This window comes from Nocardioides sp. P5_E3, assembly GCF_054049275.1.
The window spans coordinates 62,142-82,392 of sequence record NZ_JBFUMR010000023.1 but is presented as its reverse complement, the minus strand read 5'-3'; the positions used below and the strand labels follow the sequence as shown (position 1 = coordinate 82,392).

Here is a 20,251-nt window from a genome sequence, read left to right as displayed (position 1 = left end):
GCACGAGCGCGAGCTCGCCCGCACCGATGAGCTGCTGGCCGACGCCGATCTCGTCGTGGCCGCTGCAGCGCGGCCGCCCGACCTCGACCTGCTCGCCGAGGCCCACCGCCGCGCCCAGGAGGAGGCTGCGACGACGCGCCACCGCGACCTGGTCCTGCGCGAGCGCGTGGGCCGGCTCCGCGCCCTGACCGGCGACGTCCGGACCGCCCTCTCCGCGTGGGCCCCGGTGCGGGCCGACCTCGACCTGGTCGCCGACCTCGCCGCCCTCGTCGAGGGCAAGCACCCCGACAACCGACACCAGATGCGCCTGTCGGCCTACGTCCTGGCCCACCGTCTCGGCCAGGTCGTCGATGCCGCCAACCTGCGGCTGTCCACGATGAGCGACCGGCGCTACTCCCTGGTCCACACCGGGCAGCGCGGCGCCGGGGAGACCCGCGGTGGCCTCAGCCTGCTCGTCCGCGACGACTGGACCGGCGACAGCCGCGACCCGGCCACGCTCTCGGGCGGCGAGACCTTCGTCGTGTCCCTCGCGCTGGCCCTCGGCCTCGCCGACGTGATCACCCAGGAGGCGGGCGGCGCCGACCTCGACACCCTCTTCGTCGACGAGGGGTTCGGTTCGCTCGACGCCGAGACCCTCGAGGACGTGATGGACACCCTCGACACGCTCCGTGACGGAGGGCGGGTGGTCGGCGTGGTCAGCCACGTGCCCGAGCTGCAGACGCGCATCCCCACCCAGCTCCGGGTCCACCGCGGCCGCCACGGCAGCCGCACTAGCCTCGTCCTCGCGTAGGGGTGTGCCGCCGCAGCACTCGACGGCCTCACTGAGCTGACTGACCCACCGGACCGACGGGACACCGACATGACCACGCCTGAGGACTCGCCCACTCCTTCGACCGGCGTGCTGGACGCCGAGGTCCCCGCGTTCGGGGTCCCGGAGGCGGAGCGGGCGCTCGCTGACGTCTACGGCGTCGCCGGTCACGTGACGTCGCTGCGCAGCGAGCGCGACCGCAACTTCTCAGTCACCGCCGACGACCAGCGGTGGGTCCTGAAGGTGTCTGGCGTCGTGGAGACCGACGCGACGCTCGACATGGAGAACCAGGCCATGGCGTGGTTCGCCCGCCAGACCGAGGACCTCCGGGTGCCGGCGCTGCACCCCACCGTCGACGGTCAGCCCGTGACCGAGGTCGTCGGGACTGACGGCCGCACCCACCAGGCGCGGCTCATCACCGTGGTGGCCGGCAGCGCGTCCGACGAGGTCGAGCTGCTCGACGGGTTCGACGAGGAATTCGGCCGCGCGTGCGCGCGGGCCGCCCGGGCGATGTACGGCTTCGCGCACCCGGCCGCCATCCGCGACCTCGAGTGGGACCCCCGGCGCGTCCACACGCTCGCCGGCCGGCTCGACCGACTGGCCCCCGACCTCCGGGCCCTGGTCGCAGCGGTGCTCGACGGGCTCGGCGACCTGCCCGCGCGCGCCGCGGGGCTGCCTGCCGGCACCTTCCACGGCGACATCACCCTCAGCAACGTCATGACCGTCGACGGGCGCACCGTCGAAGGCGTCATCGACTTCGGCGACCTGCACCACACCGCCCGTGTCGCCGACCTCGCCATCGCCCTCACCTCCCTCCTCCGCGTCCGCGAGGACCCCTACGCCGCGACCATCGAGTTCCTCCGCGGCTACCAGCGCGTCCAGCCCCTCGAGGAGGGAGAGGTCGAAGTCCTGGGCGACCTGGTGCTCGCGCGGCTGGCTGCCTCCCTGCTCATCACCGCCACCCTCGTCAGCGGCGATGCCGATCACGCGGCCACCGCCGCGGCGATGGCCGACGGCAGCGTCCGCGCCCTCACCCGCCTGTGGTCCGAACGGGACCGCTACGACGTCGCCATCGCCCGGGCCACTGGCCTGGCCCGCGGCCGCTCCACCACCGAGCCGGCGCACGACCTGCACGAGCGGCGGCAACGCTCGATGGGCGGCACCCTGTCCCCGCTGTTCTACGACCGGCCACTCCACATCGTCCGTGGCGAGGGCGTGTGGCTCTACGACGCCGACGGCACCGCGTACCTCGACAGCTACAACAACGTGCCCGTGCTCGGCCACGCCCACCCGGCCGTCGCCCGCGCCATCGCCACCCAGCAGGAGCGACTCAACGTCAACTCCCGCTACCTGCACGCGAACACCGTCGAGCTGGCCGAACGCCTCGTCGCCACCATGCCGCCCGGGCTCGACACCGTCGTCTTCATGAGCTCCGGCAGCGAGGCCAACGACCTCGCCTGGCGCCTGGCAGCCCACTACACCGGCCGCACCGGGGCTCTCGTCAGCGACTCCAGCTACCACGGCGTCTCCACCGTCACCGCCCGCCAGTCCTCCAACACGTGGCGCAACGGCTACCGGCCCGACGGCATCGCCACCTACCCCGCTCCGGCGCCCATCCCTGCCAGCGATGGAATGCTCCGGCGCCCGGGACGCGAGGACGCCACTGACCGGGTGCGAGCCGGCGTGGGCGACCTGGCGGAGCAGGGGCACGAGCTCGCGCTCGCGCTCGCCGACCCGCTGTTCACCAGCGGCGGCATCCTCGACCCCTCCGCCGGCTTCGTCGCCGGCCTCGCGGACGCCGTCCACGCCGCCGGCGGACTCTTCCTCGCCGACGAGGTCCAGGCCGGGTTCGGCCGCTCCGGCCGGCACCTGTGGAGCTTCGCCGGGATGGGTTTCACCCCCGACTTCGTCTCCCTCGGCAAACCGATGGGCAACGGACACCCCATCGCCGCACTCATCACCCGCCGCGACATCGTCGACACGTTCCTCGCCTTTGACGAGTACTTCTCCACCTTCGGCGGCAACCCCGTCTCCGCCGCCGCCGCACTCACCGTCCTCGACATCATCGAGGACGAGAACCTGATCGCCCGCAGCGCCACCGTCGGCGACCACCTCCGGTCCGGGATCGCCGACATGGCCGACCACATCGGCGTCGACGTCCGCACCCGTGGATCTGGGCTCATCGCCGGCATCGAGGTCGTGCGCGACGGACCCACCCGCCCCGTCATCGACATCGTCGAAGCCATGAAGGCTCGGCGCGTCCTCATGAGCAACACCGGCCCTCGCGGCGACGTCCTCAAGGTCCGCCCCCCGCTGGTTCTCGCCGAGCGTCACGCCGACCACCTGGTGTCGGCGCTTCGCGACGTGCTGACCGGCCGGGACACCTGAACCAGCGGGTCCGCGGAGGCACCTCAGTGTCGGGAAGAGCCTTCCGGGTAGTCGCCGAATCTCCGCTCCACGCCGTGACGGTCGTGGATCACCCACTCGTCGCTCCCGGGTTCGGGCAGGACGGGCTCAGGCAGCGTCGCTGCAGTGGACGGTTCCAGGCGGTACTGGGCGTAGACAGCAAAACGCTCGTGCGGCTTCAGCGCGAGCAGGGTCCGCTTCACCCCGTCGAGTGCGGCCTCGAAGCTGCCGTAGTCGACGCTGGACATGTCCTCCCATTGAGCCGTGGTCATCACGATCACGACCGTCCGGTGTCCGCGCCCGGGTTGCGGGACCTCCACCCGGATGCGCCCTGGCGCCGGTTGTGAGGCCGAGGTCCACCCGTCGAGGTCCCGGACGAGACGTTCGTAGTCGTTCGCGGGGTCCACGGGTCAAGGATGACGGATGGGCGCTGCCATCGGCAGATCGAACGGTCAGCTCGTCTCCGTCCGGAACCCGTGGCCCCACCGCTACGTTGGAGCGGGTGCCTGCCCTACGCACTGACGTCCACCACCGCTCAGAGGAGACCCATGCGCAGCGAACTGTTCGGCACGAACCTCGAGTCGTCCGGCACCGGCCGGTTCGCCTTGCAGAACCCACGCATGCTCCGCGTAGCCCTCGATGGCGAGGTGATGGGGCGACAAGGCGCGATGGTCGCGTACCAGGGCCAGGTCGACTTCGCCTACCAAGGCGCGGGCGGCATGGGGAAGTTCCTCAAGAAGACCTTCACCGGCGAGGGCATGCCCTTGATGAAGGTCTCGGGACGCGGTGACGTGTTCTTCGCCGACGACGCGATGGAGATCCACCTCGTCAACCTCGAGAACGACGCATTGACGGTCAACGGCAGCAATGTCCTTGCCTTCGACTCCACCCTCGCGTGGGACATCAAGCGGGTCGAGGGGGCATCGATGATGGCCGGCGGCGTCTTCAACACCACGTTCACCGGCACCGGCACCGTCGCCATCACCTCGCACGGCAGTCCTGTCGTCCTCGACGTCGACGCGCCGACGTACGCCGACATCCAGGCAGCGATCGCGTGGTCTTCGTCGCTGAGCACGGCCGTACGACGCACCGCCGGCGCCGGTGCACTCATCGGCCGTGGCTCGGGAGAGGCCTTCCAGCTCGAGTTCAGCGGACAGGGGTTCGTCGTCGTCCAGGCCAGCGAGGGTCGGGCGGTGGCTCCTCACAGCCACTGATGGTGGGCTACGACGGTGACCGCTCGTCCGAGTGCAGCACTGATTCCCGCGCTGAGCGCAACGGCGAAGTGTGGGGCTCTCGACGACGAACTCCAGTTGGTCGAGGTGGGTACGCCAGGTCAGGTCGACCAAGCTGACTTCTGGCTGCGGGCCGGTGGCGTTGGCGACGACCGCCGTACCCTCGCCGGATGACACGGGGGACGGTAGTGGTGATGGTCTGTGTGCTGCTCGTCGGTTGCGGCGCAGGCGACAACGAGGTCCCCGGTGATGAACCGATCACGCCCGCGGCGATTGCTGCCATCGTGCAAGAGCACGTCGACGTGGAGCCGAGGCGCATCGCGGAGTCGGAGGTCCTGGCTCGCGAGCTCGGGGACCAGTCCACGGGCGTGTGGCTCGAGTATGCCGACGTGTCGCTCACCGTCGGCGTGGCGCCCACCAGCACGAGTCCGCTGGTATGTGCCACAGCCGCGTTCTTCGATGAGTGCGTAACCGACTCCGTTGACGGTCACGAGGTGACGATCGCGTGGCAGCAGCTCGAGCCTGAGGAGGACCCCGGGGTCGTCTACGTCATCGACCGCCGTCAGGAGGAGGACGTCTTGGTGAAAGTGAGTGGAGCCTCCGTCACCGACGATCCGCGCGACCTCGACCTCGGCGTGCCGCTGGCTGACCTGGCCGCCCTCGTGGCCGATCCGCGACTGAGCCGCACGACGACCGAACCCGTCGTCGAGCTGGGCCACGATGTGGAGGTCGAGCACGGTGGACCGAACGAGACGCCTGCCCCGCGCTGACCATGCGTCGGGTCGTGCCCGCAGCGCGGCCGACGCGGACTTCCGCCGCTTCTGCGTACGGCCACTGGCCGAGCAGCACCTGCTGGCTGCGTGGATGTTGAGAGACTGAATCGGTGACGGACGACAGAGCTGCAGAGATCGCCGCGAACCGGAGGCTCTGGGCGATCGTGAACGAGCGATACACCGACGCCGCCGCCGAGAGCATGTGGCGCCGGGCGGAGATGGCGTGGGGCCTGTTCGCCGTACCGGAGGAGCAGCTGGGCGTCCTGGGCGACGTTCGCGGTCTGGACGTCCTCGACCTTGCCTGCGGCACCGGCTACGTCGCCGCCTGGCTCGCACGCGCAGGTGCCCGGCCGGTCGCGCTGGACTTCTCCAGTGATCAGCTTGGAACGGCACGCCGGCTCCAGGCCCAGCTCGGCCCCGACTTCCCCGTGGTCCAGGGTGACGCGGAGCGGATCCCGCTGGTCAGCGGGCAGTTCGACCTCATCGTGAGCGAACACGGCGCGGCGGCCTGGTGCGACCCGGGGCGCTGGCTGCCCGAGGCGGCGAGGCTGTTGCGCCCCGGCGGTCGGCTGGCCTTCCTGACCAACAGCAACCTGTCGACGCTGTGCGTTCCTGCCGAGGGCGGCGTGGCGCAGGACCGGCTGCTACGCGGGCAGCGCGAGGTCCACCGGGTTCAGTGGCCGGGCGGCGGATTCGAGTTCCATCCATCGCACGGTGAGTGGATCAGGCAGCTGCGCCGTTCCGGCTTCGTCGTGGAGGCGATGCACGAGCTCTACGCGCCGGCCGACGGACACGACCACCCCTTCTACGAGATCGTGTCGCCCGAGTGGGCGACGGCGTGGCCGGCCGAGGAGCTGTGGGTGGCGGTCCTCGACCAGCCGGCGGACGGGACCCGTGCATCATCATCGGCCCGTGGGGACGGTCTGATCGAGCGTCGTTGAGAACTCTCCGAGCGCTATGGTCGCCGCGTGGTCGACCACGCATCGGAGCTGTGTGAGCTTTCCTCCCTGTCCACAGGTCGTCTCGTGCTCCGACCAGTCGGAGTCGGGGACCTGGATCTGATGGTCGACCTGAACTCCGACCCAGCAGTCATGTCCTACGTTCGAGGGCGCCCCGCAAGCCCTGACGAGTCCGCCGCTGAGTGGCGGCAGCGCCTTGCCCACCAGAGCGATGCAGGGCGCGGACTCGGATACTGGGCCGGTTTCGAGGCTGGCACCTTCGTTGGCTGGTGGTCGGCGTCGTCATTCGAAGGACAGTCCGACATCTCCGGCATCGGCTATCGACTGCGCCCCGCGAGCTGGGGCCGCGGACTTGCCACGGAGGGCGCGCAGGCGATGATCCGCCAGGCGTTCTCGTGCCCGGACATAGACCGAGTTGTCGCCTCCACGATGGCGGCGAACACCGGGTCGCGTCGCGTGCTGGAGAAGCTGGGGATGACGCAGTACGCCGCGTGGGCGGTGTCTCCGGACAGGCAACAGGTTCCTGACTGGCAGCACGGCGAGGTGGCCTACGAGCTCCCGCGTGCCAGGTGGTCGCCTTCCACATCGAACAGGAACTGAGCGTTTCCCGTCCCTGTCCATGCGCCGGTTAGGGCCGAGGTCGGGTGGACGAAGGCTCCAACCCGGTCGTGTCGTCTGCATGAGCCGCGCCCCGCTGGCCGACCATCGCCAATCGGAACAGGAAGAAACGCACCAACCCCGTGCCCAGGTTCGTCGCGATGAGGACTACCAGCTCCTGCTGGCGAGACGGTTGGGCGACAACGGCGTCGAGCAGCCACAGGGAGCCTGCCGTCACGGCCAGGCTGAAGCCCAGAAGGGCGAGCCCGAGCGCCTGGTGCTGCACGGTTCGGTCCGTGCCACGGACGCCAAAGGTGATGTAGCGGTGCCCGAACGTTCCAGCGATCGTCGACAGGATGAGCGCGAGAGCGTTCGCCGGCTGGGCGCTGAGCTGTTCGCGGAAGGCGAGGTAGAGCAGTCCGTAGAGCACGTTGAATGCAGCGCCCACACTGGCAAAGACGACAAGCTGCACGAAGACCGACCGCCGACGTGCCATCGCGCCGGTCACGACCTCTGGGCACGGCATGGCGGACATCCTGCCCGAGCGAGCACTCATCGGCAGATCCGGGCATCCGGACGTTCTGGTCGAGGCGCAGGCGAAGCCGGCAACGTCATGGTGGGCGGCTGCTGGGACGACCAGGACCCATGACGTTCCAGCCCGGTGCCGGCGACGCGTCGAGCGGAGGTGACGGGGCACCGCGCACACCCTCCGATAGGTTCGACGCCATGAGTGCGCCCGGGCTCGACCCGACCTTCAGCGACCTGCCGCACCGCCGGCTCGGCGAGGTGGCCCTCGCCCGCGCCCAGGAGCTGGGCGCCAGCCATGCGGACTTCCGGTTCGAGCGCAACCGCTACCAGTACCTCGGTGCCCGCGACGGCGTGCTCCAGACCGCGAGCGACGCCGAGGACCTCGGTTTCGCCGTCCGCGTCGTCCACCAGGGCGCCTGGGGCTTCGCCTCCGGCGTCGTCCTGACCGACGACGAGGCCCGTCGCGTCACCGAGACGGCGGTGGCGGTCGCACGGGTGGCCGCGACGATGACCACGACGCCCGTCGAGCTGGCGCCCGAGCCGGTGCACGACGACGTCACCTGGGTCTCCGGCTACGACATCAACCCGCTCGACATACCCACTCCGGAGAAGGGCGCGCTGCTGGTCGATTGGACCGAGCGCCTGCGTACCGGCACCGCCGTCGCCCACGCCACCGCCTTCCTGCAGCAGGTGCAGGAGAACAAGTACTACGCCGACCTCAGCGGCACCCGGACCACCCAGCAGCGGGTGCGGCTGCAGCCCGGCTTCGAGGCCACGGGCGAGGACGCGGAGACCGGGATCTTCGACTCGATGGCCTCCGTCGCACCGCCGGTGGGTCGTGGGTGGGAGTACCTGACCGGGGCGCACTGGGACTGGGACGCCGAGCTCGCGGAAGTGCCCGAGCTGCTCGCCGAGAAGCTGAAGGCGCCAAGCGTCGAGGCCGGCACCTACGACCTCGTGGTGCACCCGTCCAACCTGTGGCTCACCATCCACGAGTCGATCGGTCACGCCACGGAGCTCGACCGCGCGCTGGGCTACGAGGCCAACTACGCCGGCACGTCCTTCGCGACCTACGACAAGCTCGGCAACCTCCAGTACGGCTCCCCCGTGATGAACGTCCGGGGCGACCGCACGCAGGAGCACGGTCTGGCGACGGTCGGCTACGACGACGAGGGCGTCCGGACCCAGGAGTGGGACATCGTCCGCGACGGCGTGCTGGTGGGCTACCAGCTCGACCGCTCGATGGGCCACCTCAAGCCGGAGCTGAACGACGGCCGGTCCAACGGTTGTGCGTACGCCGACTCCTCCGGCCACGTCCCGATCCAGCGGATGGCCAACGTGTCGCTGATGCCCGGCGCCGACGACCTCGGCACCGACGACCTGATCTCCCGCGTGGAGCGGGGCATCTACGTCGTCGGCGACAAGTCGTGGTCGATCGACATGCAGCGCTTCAACTTCCAGTTCACCGGCCAGCGGTTCTACTCGATCGAGGACGGCAAGCTCGCCGGGATGCTGCGCGACGTGGCCTACCAGGCCACCACGACCGACTTCTGGGGCTCCATGGAGGCCGTCGGCGGACCCGACACCTGGGTCCTCGGCGGCGCCTTCAACTGCGGCAAGGCCCAGCCCGGGCAGATCGCCGCCGTCAGCCACGGGTGCCCCACCGCCCTCTTCCGCGGGGTCAACATCCTCAACACCATCGACGAGGCGGGCCACTGATGACCTCACAGCGCAGCACCCCCCAGCAGCTGGTCGAGCACGCGCTCGCGTCCTCGACCGCCGACGACTGCATCACCATCGTCCGCGACGTCACCAGCGCCAACCTGCGCTGGGCCAACAACACGCTGACGACCAACGGCGTGATGACCGAGGTGTCGGTGACCGTGATCAGCTTCGCCGCCGTGCAGGGCGGCGTCGCCACGGGCTCGGTGTCCGGCAGCGCCTCCACGCCCGAGCAGGTCACCGCCCTCGTCCAGGCCGCCGACGCGGCCGCTCGCGCCGGATCCCCCGCGGAGGACGCGGCCGAGCTCGTCGCCGATTCCACCTCGCCGGACTGGGACACCGAGCCGGAGACCACCGACATCGGCGTCTACGACGCGTTCGCACCGGCCCTCGGCGAGGCGTTCGCCCAGGCCGCCGGCGAGGACCGCCTGCTCTACGGCTTCGTCAACCACGACGTCGCCACCACCTACCTCGGGTCGAGCCGCGGCCTCCGCCTGCGGCACGTGCAGCCGACCGGGCACTACGCCTGCACCGGCAAGGACACCTCACTCACCCGGAGCGCCTGGACCGGTGGCGCGACCCGCGACTTCCGCGACGTCGACGCCGCGGCGATGGCCGCTACGGTCGCCCAGCGCCTCGCCTGGGCCGAGCGCCGCATCGACCTGCCCGCCGGGCGCTACGACACCATCCTGCCGCCGTCGTCGGTCGCCGACCTGATGATCGACGCCTACTGGGGCGCCGGCGCCCGCGTCGCCCACGAGGGCGAGTCGGTCTACAGCCGCCGCGGTGGCGGCACCCGGATCGGTGACAAGGTCGCCGCCCCCGGCGTCAGCCTCTTCTCCGACCCGGCCCACCCGGGACTCGAGTGCGCCCCGTTCGCCATCGCCGGCGCGTCCGACAACACGGACTCCGTCTTCGACAACGGCCTGGCCCTCGAGCGCACCGACTGGATTCGGGACGGCCTGCTGACCGGCCTGCTCCAGACCCGCCACTCCGCCGGGATGACCGGCCAGCCGGTGACCCCGATGATCGACAACCTCGTCCTCGAGGTGGGCGACGGTGCCGGCACGATCGAGGACATGATCGCCGGCRCGCAGCGCGGTCTGTTGCTGACCTGCCTGTGGTACATCCGCGAGGTCGACCCGCAGACGATGCTGCTCACCGGACTGACCCGCGACGGCGTCTACGTCGTCGAGGACGGCGAGATCGTCGGCGCGGCCAACAACTTCCGCTGGAACGAGAGCCCGATCGACCTGCTCAACCGGTTCAGCGCCGCCACCGCGACGGTGCCGAGCTTCAGCCGCGAGTGGGGCGACGACTACTTCTCCCGCACGGCCACGCCCGCCCTGCGGATCCCCGACTTCAACATGTCGAGCGTGAGCCAGGGGGTCTAGCCTCCGCCGCCCTTCAGGCAGCAGGATGTGCGGGTCACACCGGACGAGCTCACTCGGGGGCCTGATGACGGCACTGGCGCAGGCAGAGCCTGATCAGGGTGGCGCGCAGCGGTCGAACGTTCTCTACGGCCGAAGCCGCACCATCGCGTTCGCGACCGTTGCCCTGGGGATGCTGCTCGCGGCCCTCGACAGCACGATCGTCTCGACGGCGCTGCCGACCATCGTCGGCGACCTCGGCGGGGGCAACCATGTCTCGTGGGTGGTGACGTCCTACCTGCTGGCGCAGACGATCACCTCTGCCGTCGCCGGCAAGCTCGGCGATCTCTTCGGACGCAAGCTCGTCCTCCAGGCCAGCGTCATCATCTTCATCACCGGATCCGCACTGTGCGGCCTGTCCGGCAGCATGGAGTGGCTGATCGGGTCCCGGGCCATCCAAGGGATCGGTGCGGGTGGCTTGACGGTCACCGCCACGGCGCTGATCGCCGATGTCATCCCGCTGCGCGAGCGTGGTCGTTACCAGGGAGCACTCGGCGCGGTCTTCGGCGTCACCACCGTGCTCGGGCCTTTGCTCGGAGGGTTCTTCACCGACCAGCTCTCCTGGCGCTGGGCCTTCTACATCAACGTCCCGTTCGCCCTGATCGTCATCATCGCCGCCCACCGGACCATCCCCGCCGTCGAGCGCCAGAGCCAGGTGAAGATCGACTGGCCGGGCATCGTCACGGTCGGACTGGGTGCCGGTGCCTGGATCCTGGCCACGAGCTGGGGCGGCACGACCTACGCCTGGGACTCGGCCACGATCATCGGCCTGTTCATCGGCGGCGCCGTCGCCCTGACCGCGTTCGTCCTGGTCGAGATCCGCGGCACCGATCCGATCCTTCCGATGGGTCTGTTCCGCAGCAAGGTGTTCTCCGTGTGCTCGGCGCTCGCCTTCGTCGTCGGCTTCACCATGCTCGGCGCGATGACGTTCCTTCCCACGTTCCTGCAGTACGTCGAGGGCGTCTCAGCGACTGAGTCGGGTCTGCGCATGCTGCCGATGGTCGCCGGGTTGCTGCTGACCTCGATCAGCTCCGGAATAGCGGTGAGCCGCACCGGCCGATACAAGATGTTCCCGGTCGTCGGCTCCCTGGTGATGGCGCTCGGTCTCTACCTCCTGTCGCGGATGGACACATCCACATCGACCGGCCTGTCGTCGCTCTACATGTTCATCCTGGGGTTGGGCATCGGCATGTCGATGCAGGTGCTGACGATCATCGTGCAGAACTCGGTGCCCTACGCCCAGCTCGGCGTCGCCACGTCCGGCGTCACCTTCCTGCGCACCCTGGGCAGCTCGTTCGGCGCCGCGATCTTCGGCACCCTCTACTCCAACTTCCTGGACCGTGAGCTGCCTGGTGCCCTTGCCCAGGCTCCCGGGGTGACTCCCGCTGACCTCGCGACCCCCTCCTCCCTCCACGAGCTGGACGACGCGCTCATCGCGCCGATCCTGGACACCTACGCGTCCGCCATCGGCCACGTGTTCCTGTGGGCGGTGCCGGTGGCCCTGATCGCCTTCGTCCTCGCCCTGTTCCTCCCCCAGGTCAAGCTCAGCGACGATCTCCAGCCGAGTGCCCGGGACCTCGGCGAGGGCTTCGGTCTCCCCGAGGCCCGCAACGCCGAGGACCGGATCTCCCAGCGGGTCGCGAACCTCCTCTATGCGCGTGGCCGCGAGGGAGTCCTGGAGATGCTCGAGCAGGCGGACCTGGGGATGGACGAGGGCCGGGTGTGGGCGCTCCTGCAGGTCGACGGCCTCACCGCGGGCGGTCGTACGGCATCGGTGCGGGACATCTCGATGGCGCGCGCGGTACCTCCCATCCTCCTCCAGCCGGCCTTCGAGGACCTGCTGGACCGACGCCTGGTCCGGGGAGACCTTCAGGACCTTCGGATGACCGCGACGGGTGGGGCGGCCGTCACCCAGCTGATCGACACCTTCCGCAGCTGGGTGATCGGCAACCTGCGGGACGTGGACGTGGCCGACACCGCGGCTGTCGACGCCGTCGTTGCTCGCATTGCACGACGCGTCGTGCGGGAGGAGGCGGACTCGCGGCCGCTCGTGTCGGTCGGCATCGAACCCACTGCGACGACTCCGCCCGAGGCGACGCCGAACTGGTGAGGTTCGAGCGGCGTGACGCTCAGGGGTGGCCCCCGGGAATGCCCACGTCGGGGTCGTAGGGCACGTGCGTGTAGATGAAGGTCGCGCACTCGAGGTTGCGGATCGACCCGTCCGGACGGCGTACGACGTCGAGCCGCTCGCCGCGGTGGTAGCCCATGACGCCGACCAGCGTCCCCTGCACGAGCTCGAAGCGGTCGGTCACCACGTTGCCACGCGCCATCGCCCGCATCTCGACGCCGTCGTTGTGCCAGCGCACGTCGTAGGCGGTGTTGCCCCAGAACCACAGCCCCGGCACGTCCTGCGCCTCCACCGGGACCGCGAGGGTCGGGCGCCACGGCGCCGGCCGGGAGTCCTCGGCATCGGGGTCGCCCTCGATGAGCGACACGGCGAGGTCGCGCGGGTCGATGCCCGTGGTCGCGTTGGCGAGCACCGCCGCCCCGATGCCGCTGTCGGGATCCACGTGGAGGGCGGCCAGGAAGCCGGGCATCGAGCCGTTGTGCCCCACCAGCCGCCCGCCGGGGTGGATGCCCAGCATCAGCCCGAGCCCGTAGTCGGCGGTCACGGGTCGCTGCATCTCCACCAACGAGGAGGTCGCCAGCACGTCGGGGCGGGCACCGCCGAGCGCCTGGCCCCACGTGACGAGGTCGGCGAGGGTGGACCACAGCTGACCGGCCGGAGCCATCGCCCCTGTGTCGGTGAGCGGCTCGTGGACCCGGACACCGGTGAAGTGGTCGACGCTCCAGCCCGGCTGGGCACCGGGACGCGGCAGGTACGACGTCGTCCGCATGCCGAGGGGCTGGAGGAGGCGCTCGGACACCAGCGCCCGCCAGGGCGTCCCGAACCGTCGGGCGACGACCTCGCCGAGGAGGCCGTAGCCGAGGTTGGAGTAGTGGAACCAGGCGCCCGCCGGCGCCACCCGGCCGCTGCCGTCGTTGGCCAGGGCGAGGGCCGTGAAGTCACCTCCCCGCGTGCGTTCCCACCACGGGCCGCGGGGCTCGCTCTGCATCCCCGACGAGTGCGCGAGCGCGTCGCGGACCGTCACGTCGCCGTAGCCGACGTCGCCCAGGTGCGCGGCGAGCGGGTCATCGAGGTCGAGCAGACCCTCGTCGCGGGCCTGGACGACCAGGACGGCCGTCATCGTCTTGGTGATCGACCCGATGCGGTACTGGCCGTCGAGGCCGGGCGCCTGCCCGGCCCCGCCCGCCCACACCGCGCCGTAGCGGTCGAAGACCGCACCGACGACGGACGTCAGCCGCCCCTCGGCCTGGGCGACGTCGAGCAGTCGCTGACGCTGCAGACTCATGCACGTACTCGCTTCGCTCCGTGCGCACATGAGGCACGTGTCACGCTGCGCCGAATGGCTCGCTCGCTCCGCTCGCTCACGAGTGCGACCCTAGAGCAGCGCCGCCCGGTCAGTCCTGTGCGAACGCCTCCGGCGGGGGGCACGCGCAGACCAGGTTGCGGTCGCCGTAGGCCTGGTCGATGCGAGCCACCGGCGGCCAGTACTTGTCGGGGTCGATGCCGCGCGGGAACACGCCGAGCTCACGCGAGTAGGAGCGGTCCCACTCGCCGACGAGCGCGCGTGCGGTGTGCGGCGCGTGGCGCAGCGGCGAGTCCTCCGGGCTCCACTCCCCCGCCTCGACGCGGGCGATCTCCTGGCGGATCGCGATCATCGCGTCGCAGAAGCGGTCGATCTCGGCGAGGTCCTCGGACTCGGTGGGCTCCACCATCAGCGTGCCGGCCACCGGGAACGACATCGTGGGCGCGTGGAAGCCGTGGTCGACGAGCCGCTTGGCGACGTCGTCGACGCTCACTCCGCTGGCCTTGGTGATGCCCCGCAGGTCGAGGATGCACTCGTGGGCCACCAGGTTGCCGTGGCCGCGGTAGAGCACCGGGAAGTGCTCCCCGAGGCGGTGGGCGACGTAGTTCGCCGAGAGGACCGCGACGGCCGTCGCGCGGGTCAACCCCTGGGCGCCCATCATGCGGATGTAGGCCCACGTGATCGGCAGGATGCCGGCGGAGCCGTAGGGCGCGGCGCTGATCGGGCCGATGCCGTCGCGCTTCTCGGTCTCCGGGTGCCAGGCGTGCGAGGGCAGGTACGGCGCCAGGTGGGCGCGTACGGCGACCGGGCCGACGCCGGGGCCACCGCCGCCGTGCGGGATGCAGAAGGTCTTGTGCAGGTTGAGGTGGGACACGTCACCGCCGAACTCACCGGGACGCGCCCAGCCGAGCAGCGCGTTGAGGTTGGCCCCGTCGACGTAGACCTGGCCGCCGTGGTCGTGGACGATCTTGCAAAGGTCGGTGATGGTGTCCTCGTAGGCCCCGTGGGTGGAGGGGTAGGTCACCATGATCGCGGCGAGCGTCTCGGCGTGCTGGTCGCACTTCGCGAGCAGGTCGTCGAGGTCGACGGACCCGTCGTCGGAGGCCTTCACCACGACGACCTTCATCCCGGCCATGACGGCCGACGCGGCGTTGGTGCCGTGGGCCGAGGACGGGATCAGGCACACGTCGCGCCCGGTGTCGCCGTTGGCCCGGTGGTAGCCGCGGATCGCCAGCAAGCCGGCCAGCTCACCCTGGGAACCCGCGTTGGGCTGCACCGAGACCCGGTCGTAGCCGGTGACCTCGGCCAGCCACCGCTCGACGTCGTCGACGAGCTCGCGGTAGCCGGTGGCGTCCTGGGCGGGCGCGAAGGGGTGGAGGTCCGCGAAGCCGGGCAGGCTGATCGGCTCCATCTCGGTGGTCGCGTTGAGCTTCATCGTGCAGGACCCGAGCGGGATCATGCCGCGGTCGAGCGCGTAGTCGCGGGACGAGAGCCGGTGCAGGTAGCGGAGCATCTGCGTCTCGCTGTGGTGGGAGTTGAAGACCTCGTGGGTGAGGAAGTCGGTGGTGCGGCGCAGGTCCTCGGGCAGGCCGGTGGACGCACCGTCGCCGCCGGGCGCCACGCCGAAGGCGCGCAGCACCGCCGAGACGGTCGACGGGCTGGTGCGCTCGGACGTCGACAGGCCGACGTGGTCGGCGTCGATCACCCGCAGGTGCAGCCCGACCTGGCGGGCCGCCGCGATGACGTCGCCGGCTCGGCCGGGGACCGCCACGGTCAGCGTGTCGAACCAGGTGTCGTTGACGACCTCCACTCCCCCGGCCCGCAGCGCCTCGGCGATGCGGCTGGCGTGGTGGTGGGTGCGCTGCGCGATCCGCCGCAGGCCCTCGGGACCGTGGTAGACGGCGTACATCGACGCGACGACGGCGAGGAGCACCTGCGCGGTGCAGATGTTGGACGTGGCCTTGTCGCGGCGGATGTGCTGCTCGCGGGTCTGGAGTGCGAGGCGGTAGGCCGGGCGACCCTCGGCGTCGACGGACACGCCCACCAGACGGCCGGGCAGGTGGCGCTCGAGGCCGGCCGAGACGGACATGAAGCCGGCGTGCGGACCGCCGTAGAAGAGGGGTACGCCGAAGCGCTGCGACGAGCCGACCACGACGTCGGCGCCGAAGGTGCCGGGCGCCTCGAGCAGGGCGAGGGCCAGGATGTCGGCCGCGACGACGGCCAGCGCGCCGCGCTCGTGGGCGGCCTCGATGACGGGACGCGGGTCACGCACCGCGCCGGAGGCACCGGGGTACTGGACCAGCACGCCGCAGAGGTCTCCCTCGGGCAGGCTCTCGTCGAGGTCGGCGACGATGACCTCGATGCCCATCCCCTCGGCACGGGTCCGGACCACCTCGATGGTCTGCGGGAGGGCGTCGGCGTCGACGACGAACGGTCCGGTCTTGTTGCGCTGCGCTCGGCGTACGAGCGTCATCGCCTCCGCGGCAGCGGTGCCCTCGTCGAGCAGCGAGGCGTTGGCGGTGGGCAGGCCCGTCAGGTCGGCCACGACGGTCTGGAAGTTGAGCAGCGCCTCGAGGCGGCCCTGGGAGATCTCCGGCTGGTAGGGCGTGTAGGCGGTGTACCAGGAGGGGTCCTCGAGCACGTTGCGCCGGATCACCGCCGGCGTGATGGTCGCGTGGTAGCCCAGCCCGATCATGGCCTCTGCGGGACGGTTCTGCGAGGCGAGGGTGCGCAGCGCGCGGGCCGTGGCCTCCTCGTCGAGGGCGTCCGGGAGGTCGAGCGCCGCGGCCGAGCGGATGCCGTCGGGCACCGCCGCCGTCATCAGCGACTCGAGCGACTCGTGTCCGATGGCCTCGAGCATGTGGGCGACGGCGGCGTCGTCCGGGCCGATGTGGCGGGCGACGAACTCGCCCAGCCCTTCGACGGCGCTGGAGGCGGAGGTCGGGGTGAGGTCGGGCACGCAGGCTCCCTGAGGTCGCGTCGCTGGACCTCCCCCTCTGTCGGTCCGGTGACCTCCAGAGTGCCAACCCAGCGCGGTCCGGGTGCCTGAGAGGTTCCGGGGAGGAATTGCCCCTTCGGCGCGCGACGTCCGGTCCGGGGACCGCGCGCCGCGACTCTCCCGCATGGGATGTCGGCGGCACCGAGTCTAGCCGGGGAGGGCAGAAATGCCCGAAGCCGCCCGGTTCACGGGCGGCCTCGTGGGTGGAACGGGAGGGTCGGAGCCGGGGTCAGCCGGTCTGCCGGGCAGCGCGGCGGGCGGCGAGCTCGTCACCGGCCGACGGCGCGGCCTGCTCGGCGGTGCGCTCGGACGGCAGCTCGGCGAGGGTGCCCTCGATCTCGCGCCACACACCGCCGATGGCGATGCCGAAGACGCCCTGCCCGCCCTGGAGCAGGTCGATGACCTCGTCGTTGCTGGTGCACTCGTAGACCGAGGCGCCGTCGCTCATCAGGGTCACGCGCGTCAGGTCGTCGGTGCCGCGCTCACGCAGGTGGGCGGTGGCGGTGCGGATCTGCTGCAGCGAGATGCCGGCGTCGAGGAGCCGCTTGACGACCTTGAGGATCAGGATGTCGCGGAAGGAGTAGAGCCGCTGCGACCCGGAGCCGGCGGCCCCGCGCACGCTCGGCTCCACCAGGCCGGTGCGAGCCCAGTAGTCGAGCTGGCGGTAGGTGATGCCGGCGGCGCTGCACGCCGTCGGGCCGCGGTAGCCGGTGTCGCTGGGGAGCGGCGAGACGTCGTCGGCGAAGAGCAGACCCTGCTCCTCGGCGAGGTCGGTGGCCTCGGCCTCGGCCTTCATGCGCGCGGCGTCGGCGCCCTTCTCGTTCTCGTTGCTAGCCACAGTGACCCTCCAGGTCAGTTCCTCCGCTGAGCGGTAACTCCTGGGGGAAGGGCCCGCCCGGTGCCGGGAGGACCCGACAACCACAACGGTGGAGTTACAACAGAGACAGTTCAAACTAAGCCCGATCCTCCGGGTTGTCCATCCACGCAGCGGCGTGTCGCAACCCTCAACCTCAACTTGAGGGTGAGGGTCTCGCCGTGGTCAGTGGGACTCGAAGTCGTCGGGTGAGACGTGGTCGAGGAACTCGCGGAACCGCTCGACCTCGTCCTCCTGCTCGGCGGGCACCGCCAGGCCGGCCTCGTCGAGCACCGCCTCGGCGCACACGATCCGTGAGCCGGTGCGCAGTGCCAGCGCGATGGAGTCCGAGGGGCGGGCACCGACCTCGGCCCCGCCGTCGAAGACCAGCTGCGCGAAGAACACGCCGTCCTTCATGTCGACGATGCGGACCTCGTCGAGGCGCTGGCCGGTGGCCTCGAGCACGTCGCGGAGCAGGTCGTGCGTGAGCGGGCGGGGCGGGGTGACGCCCTGCTGGGCGAAGGCGATCGCGGTCGCCTCGACCGCTCCGATCCAGATCGGGAGGTAGCGCTCCCCCGTCACCTCTCGCAACAGCACGATCGGCTGGTTGGAGGGCATCTCGACGCGGACTCCGACGACGTCCATTTCGCGCATGCGTCCACCCTACTCATGTGCCCTGATGCCACCACGGCGGCGGGTCGGGCGGGTCAGCCGCGGTCGAGACCGACCTTCACGAGGGTCGCATGCAGGCGCACCGACAGCGCCGCGATCTCGGACGTGGCGTCCTCGGCTCGCCCCCGGGCGGCGGCGTCGCGGCCCCGCGCGAGGGGTGCGACGACCTGCTGGACGAGGCCGACCTCCCGGTCGGCGGCCGTCTTGAACGCACGCAGGTGCCGGGGCTCGAAGCCGAAGTCGGCGAGCTCACGTGCGGTCTGGGCGACGACGAGCGCATCGCTGTCGAAGTGACCGGTGCCGCTGCGCGCGCTGAGCAGGCCGTACTGCTCGAGCTCGACCAGCAGCTCCTCGGTGATCTCGGCGACCTTGAGCAGCTCGCGGCGCGAGAGGCGCAGGTCGCTGGTGCGCCGGAACGACTCGGGGCTCGGCAGCCCGTCCGCGCTCAGCGCCACCTTGGGCACCGTGGGCACGACGGAGTCGATGGCAGGCGGCTCCAGACCACGGTCGATGGCGTCGAGGTGGTCGCCGATCACCTTCAGCGGCAGGTAGTGGTCACGCTGCATCGTCAGGATGTAGCGCAGGCGCGAGACGTCGTCGGCGGAGAACTTGCGGTAACCGGCCGCGGTGCGCTCCGGCTTGACGAGCCCCTGGTCCTCGAGGAAGCGGATCTTGGGGATGGTGACGCCAGGGAAGTCCGCTCGCAGCTGGTCGAGCACCTGACCGATGTTGTAGCGGGCGCCGCGACTCGAGCCCGCGGCCGTCGAGGCACTCACGGATCAGCTGTCCGGGTGGGAGGAGAAGAACACCAGGCGGTACTTGCCGATCTGGACCTCGTCGCCGTCGTTGAGCTCGACGGAGTCGATCCGGTCGCGGTTGACGTAGGTGCCGTTGAGGCTGCCCACGTCGCTGACGTCGTAGCCCGTGCCGGTGCGGCGGAACTCCGCGTGACGGCGGGAGACGGTGACGTCGTCGAGGAAGATCTCGCTGTCGGGGTGGCGACCGGCGCCCACGACGTCGACGTCGAGGAGGAAGCGGCTGCCCGCGCTCGGCCCGCGCTGCACGACGAGCAGGGCGTGGCCCTCGGGGAGGGCGTCCACCGCGGCGGCGTCGACCGGGCTGAGCTGGCGGTCGGAGGACTCGCGCTGGTCCGGGGCCCCGAAGGTGATGGTCGCAGTGGTCTCGACCGGGCTCGCGCCCGTGTCCTCCCCAGCGTGCAGCTTGGTGCCGCACTGGGCACAGAAGCGCGCATCGTCAGGGTTCTGCTGGCCACAGGCGGTGCAGAACGGCATTGGAAGCTCCTCGACGGATCGACGCCCAACCCTCAGCCGAGGGTTGAGGTTGACGGTTTCCCCGAACCTACCAGCCCGCTCGAGGCGACGACGGGCGGTCGGGGAACACCGAACGACAGGTGGTGCGGCTTCAGCCCTCGAGGCCGGCCTGGTACGCCGCGGCGTCCATCAGGCCGTCGAGCTGCGAGCTGTCGGCGACCGACACCTCGAACAGCCACCCGGCCTCGTAGGGGTCGCTGTTGACCAGCTCGGGAGTGGCGTCGAGGGAGCCGTTGGTGGCGACGATCTCACCGGTCACGGGGGCGTAGATGTCGCTGACCGACTTGGTGGACTCCAGCTCGCCGCAGGTGTCCCCCGCGGTCACCTGGTCGCCGACCTGCGGCAGGGAGACGTACACGATGTCGCCGAGCGCGTCCTGCGCGAAGTCGGTGATCCCGACCCGGACCGAGCCCTCGGTGTCTCCGGGGGTGCGGACCCACTCGTGCTCGCTGGTGTACGTGAGGTTCTCCGGATACACGAGGACTCCTAGGTGCGGTGGGGCGACGGGGTG

The 20,251-nt window shown here is 70.8% G+C and carries 18 protein-coding genes and 1 riboswitch; of the genes, 9 read left to right on the top strand and 9 right to left on the bottom strand.

Translation table 11 applies throughout. From position 1 onward, the window contains the following. A partial coding sequence (locus ACXJKB_RS15520) for an SbcC/MukB-like Walker B domain-containing protein (protein ID WP_457189878.1) occupies positions 1-790 on the top strand: 790 nt, incomplete at its 5' end. Positions 791-859: 69 nt separating this feature from the next. Continuing rightward, positions 860-3,196: an aminotransferase class III-fold pyridoxal phosphate-dependent enzyme gene (locus ACXJKB_RS15515; RefSeq protein WP_457189876.1), complete on the top strand. Its 2,337-nt coding sequence runs from the start codon at positions 860-862 to the stop codon at positions 3,194-3,196. Positions 3,197-3,219: 23 nt separating this feature from the next. Here ACXJKB_RS15515 and ACXJKB_RS15510 read toward each other — a convergent pair whose 3' ends face one another. After that, a complete protein-coding gene (locus tag ACXJKB_RS15510; protein WP_457189874.1) occupies positions 3,220-3,621 on the bottom strand; it encodes a hypothetical protein in 402 nt (133 codons plus the stop codon). 141 nt (positions 3,622-3,762) lie between these two features. On the opposite strand from ACXJKB_RS15510, the gene ACXJKB_RS15505 reads away from it, so the two are divergent. The 4 genes from ACXJKB_RS15505 to ACXJKB_RS15490 all read left to right on the top strand — a co-directional run bounded on the left by ACXJKB_RS15505 (position 3,763) and on the right by ACXJKB_RS15490 (position 6,778). Then, positions 3,763-4,428: an AIM24 family protein gene (locus tag ACXJKB_RS15505; RefSeq protein WP_457189872.1), complete on the top strand. Its 666-nt coding sequence runs from the start codon at positions 3,763-3,765 to the stop codon at positions 4,426-4,428. A 188-nt stretch (positions 4,429-4,616) separates the two neighbouring features. After that, positions 4,617-5,216 carry a hypothetical protein gene (locus tag ACXJKB_RS15500; RefSeq protein ID WP_457189870.1) on the top strand — a complete coding sequence of 200 codons (600 nt, stop codon included), beginning with the start codon at positions 4,617-4,619 and terminating at the stop codon, positions 5,214-5,216. Between the two features lie 113 nt (positions 5,217-5,329). Beyond that, a complete protein-coding gene (locus tag ACXJKB_RS15495) occupies positions 5,330-6,160 on the top strand; it encodes a class I SAM-dependent methyltransferase (RefSeq protein ID WP_457189868.1) in 831 nt (276 codons plus the stop codon). A 27-nt stretch (positions 6,161-6,187) separates the two neighbouring features. Beyond that, positions 6,188-6,778, top strand: a complete 591-nt coding sequence (locus ACXJKB_RS15490; protein WP_457189866.1) for a GNAT family N-acetyltransferase — start codon at positions 6,188-6,190, stop codon at positions 6,776-6,778. A gap of 28 nt (positions 6,779-6,806) precedes the next feature. On the opposite strand, the gene ACXJKB_RS15485 is transcribed toward ACXJKB_RS15490, so the two are convergent. Next, on the bottom strand, positions 6,807-7,331 hold the full coding sequence (locus ACXJKB_RS15485; RefSeq protein WP_457189864.1) for a GtrA family protein: 525 nt from the start codon (positions 7,329-7,331) through the stop codon (positions 6,807-6,809). Between the two features lie 170 nt (positions 7,332-7,501). Between ACXJKB_RS15485 and ACXJKB_RS15480 the strand changes: the two genes are divergently transcribed. The 3 genes from ACXJKB_RS15480 (at position 7,502) to ACXJKB_RS15470 (ending at position 12,565) form a co-directional block, all read left to right on the top strand. Next, a complete protein-coding gene (locus ACXJKB_RS15480; RefSeq protein WP_457189862.1) occupies positions 7,502-9,022 on the top strand; it encodes a TldD/PmbA family protein in 1,521 nt (506 codons plus the stop codon). After that, complete coding sequence (locus ACXJKB_RS15475) at positions 9,022-10,419, top strand: metallopeptidase TldD-related protein (protein ID WP_457189860.1); 1,398 nt, start codon at positions 9,022-9,024, stop codon at positions 10,417-10,419. Before ACXJKB_RS15480 ends, ACXJKB_RS15475 begins: the two co-directional genes overlap by 1 nt. Before the next feature lie 64 nt (positions 10,420-10,483). Continuing rightward, on the top strand, positions 10,484-12,565 hold the full coding sequence (locus ACXJKB_RS15470; protein WP_457189858.1) for an MDR family MFS transporter: 2,082 nt from the start codon (positions 10,484-10,486) through the stop codon (positions 12,563-12,565). 19 nt (positions 12,566-12,584) lie between these two features. On the opposite strand, the gene ACXJKB_RS15465 is transcribed toward ACXJKB_RS15470, so the two are convergent. The 7 genes from ACXJKB_RS15465 to gcvH all read right to left on the bottom strand — a co-directional run bounded on the left by ACXJKB_RS15465 (position 12,585) and on the right by gcvH (position 20,218). Continuing rightward, positions 12,585-13,868 (bottom strand): serine hydrolase domain-containing protein, encoded by a 1,284-nt coding sequence (locus ACXJKB_RS15465; RefSeq protein WP_457189856.1) that lies wholly within the window; start codon positions 13,866-13,868, stop codon positions 12,585-12,587. A 109-nt stretch (positions 13,869-13,977) separates the two neighbouring features. Then, on the bottom strand, positions 13,978-16,845 hold the full coding sequence (gene gcvP, locus ACXJKB_RS15460) for an aminomethyl-transferring glycine dehydrogenase (RefSeq protein ID WP_457189855.1): 2,868 nt from the start codon (positions 16,843-16,845) through the stop codon (positions 13,978-13,980). A gap of 64 nt (positions 16,846-16,909) precedes the next feature. Next, positions 16,910-17,017, bottom strand: a riboswitch (glycine riboswitch). Between the two features lie 96 nt (positions 17,018-17,113). After that, the gene (locus tag ACXJKB_RS15455) at positions 17,114-17,680 is read right to left on the bottom strand and encodes a MerR family transcriptional regulator (protein WP_457189882.1); all 567 of its coding nucleotides are present in this window, start codon (positions 17,678-17,680) and stop codon (positions 17,114-17,116) included. Between the two features lie 243 nt (positions 17,681-17,923). Further along, positions 17,924-18,391, bottom strand: coding sequence for a bifunctional nuclease family protein (locus ACXJKB_RS15450; protein WP_457189853.1), 468 nt, complete (start codon positions 18,389-18,391; stop codon positions 17,924-17,926). 53 nt (positions 18,392-18,444) lie between these two features. Beyond that, entirely contained in the window at positions 18,445-19,185 is a 741-nt protein-coding gene (gene ftsR / locus ACXJKB_RS15445; protein WP_457189851.1) for a transcriptional regulator FtsR, read from the bottom strand. A gap of 3 nt (positions 19,186-19,188) precedes the next feature. Then, positions 19,189-19,701: an FHA domain-containing protein gene (locus ACXJKB_RS15440; RefSeq protein ID WP_457189849.1), complete on the bottom strand. Its 513-nt coding sequence runs from the start codon at positions 19,699-19,701 to the stop codon at positions 19,189-19,191. 130 nt (positions 19,702-19,831) lie between these two features. Further along, positions 19,832-20,218, bottom strand: a complete 387-nt coding sequence (gcvH, locus tag ACXJKB_RS15435; RefSeq protein ID WP_457189847.1) for a glycine cleavage system protein GcvH — start codon at positions 20,216-20,218, stop codon at positions 19,832-19,834. Between the last annotated feature and the right edge of the window lie 33 nt (positions 20,219-20,251).

What these genes read in the sequence shown, in the direction of transcription:
- ACXJKB_RS15515 (WP_457189876.1), top strand. Translation starts at nt 860, where the DNA reads ATGACCACGCCTGAGGACTCGCCCACTCCTTCGACCGGCGTGCTGGAC.
- ACXJKB_RS15500 (WP_457189870.1), top strand. Translation starts at nt 4,617, where the DNA reads ATGACACGGGGGACGGTAGTGGTGATGGTCTGTGTGCTGCTCGTCGGT.
- ACXJKB_RS15465 (WP_457189856.1), bottom strand. Translation starts at nt 13,868, where the DNA reads ATGAGTCTGCAGCGTCAGCGACTGCTCGACGTCGCCCAGGCCGAGGGG.
- ACXJKB_RS15505 (WP_457189872.1), top strand. Translation starts at nt 3,763, where the DNA reads ATGCGCAGCGAACTGTTCGGCACGAACCTCGAGTCGTCCGGCACCGGC.
- ACXJKB_RS15455 (WP_457189882.1), bottom strand. Translation starts at nt 17,680, where the DNA reads ATGAAGGCCGAGGCCGAGGCCACCGACCTCGCCGAGGAGCAGGGTCTG.
- ACXJKB_RS15480 (WP_457189862.1), top strand. Translation starts at nt 7,502, where the DNA reads ATGAGTGCGCCCGGGCTCGACCCGACCTTCAGCGACCTGCCGCACCGC.
- ACXJKB_RS15440 (WP_457189849.1), bottom strand. Translation starts at nt 19,701, where the DNA reads ATGCCGTTCTGCACCGCCTGTGGCCAGCAGAACCCTGACGATGCGCGC.
- ACXJKB_RS15450 (WP_457189853.1), bottom strand. Translation starts at nt 18,391, where the DNA reads ATGCGCGAAATGGACGTCGTCGGAGTCCGCGTCGAGATGCCCTCCAAC.
- ACXJKB_RS15485 (WP_457189864.1), bottom strand. Translation starts at nt 7,331, where the DNA reads ATGAGTGCTCGCTCGGGCAGGATGTCCGCCATGCCGTGCCCAGAGGTC.
- ACXJKB_RS15470 (WP_457189858.1), top strand. Translation starts at nt 10,484, where the DNA reads ATGACGGCACTGGCGCAGGCAGAGCCTGATCAGGGTGGCGCGCAGCGG.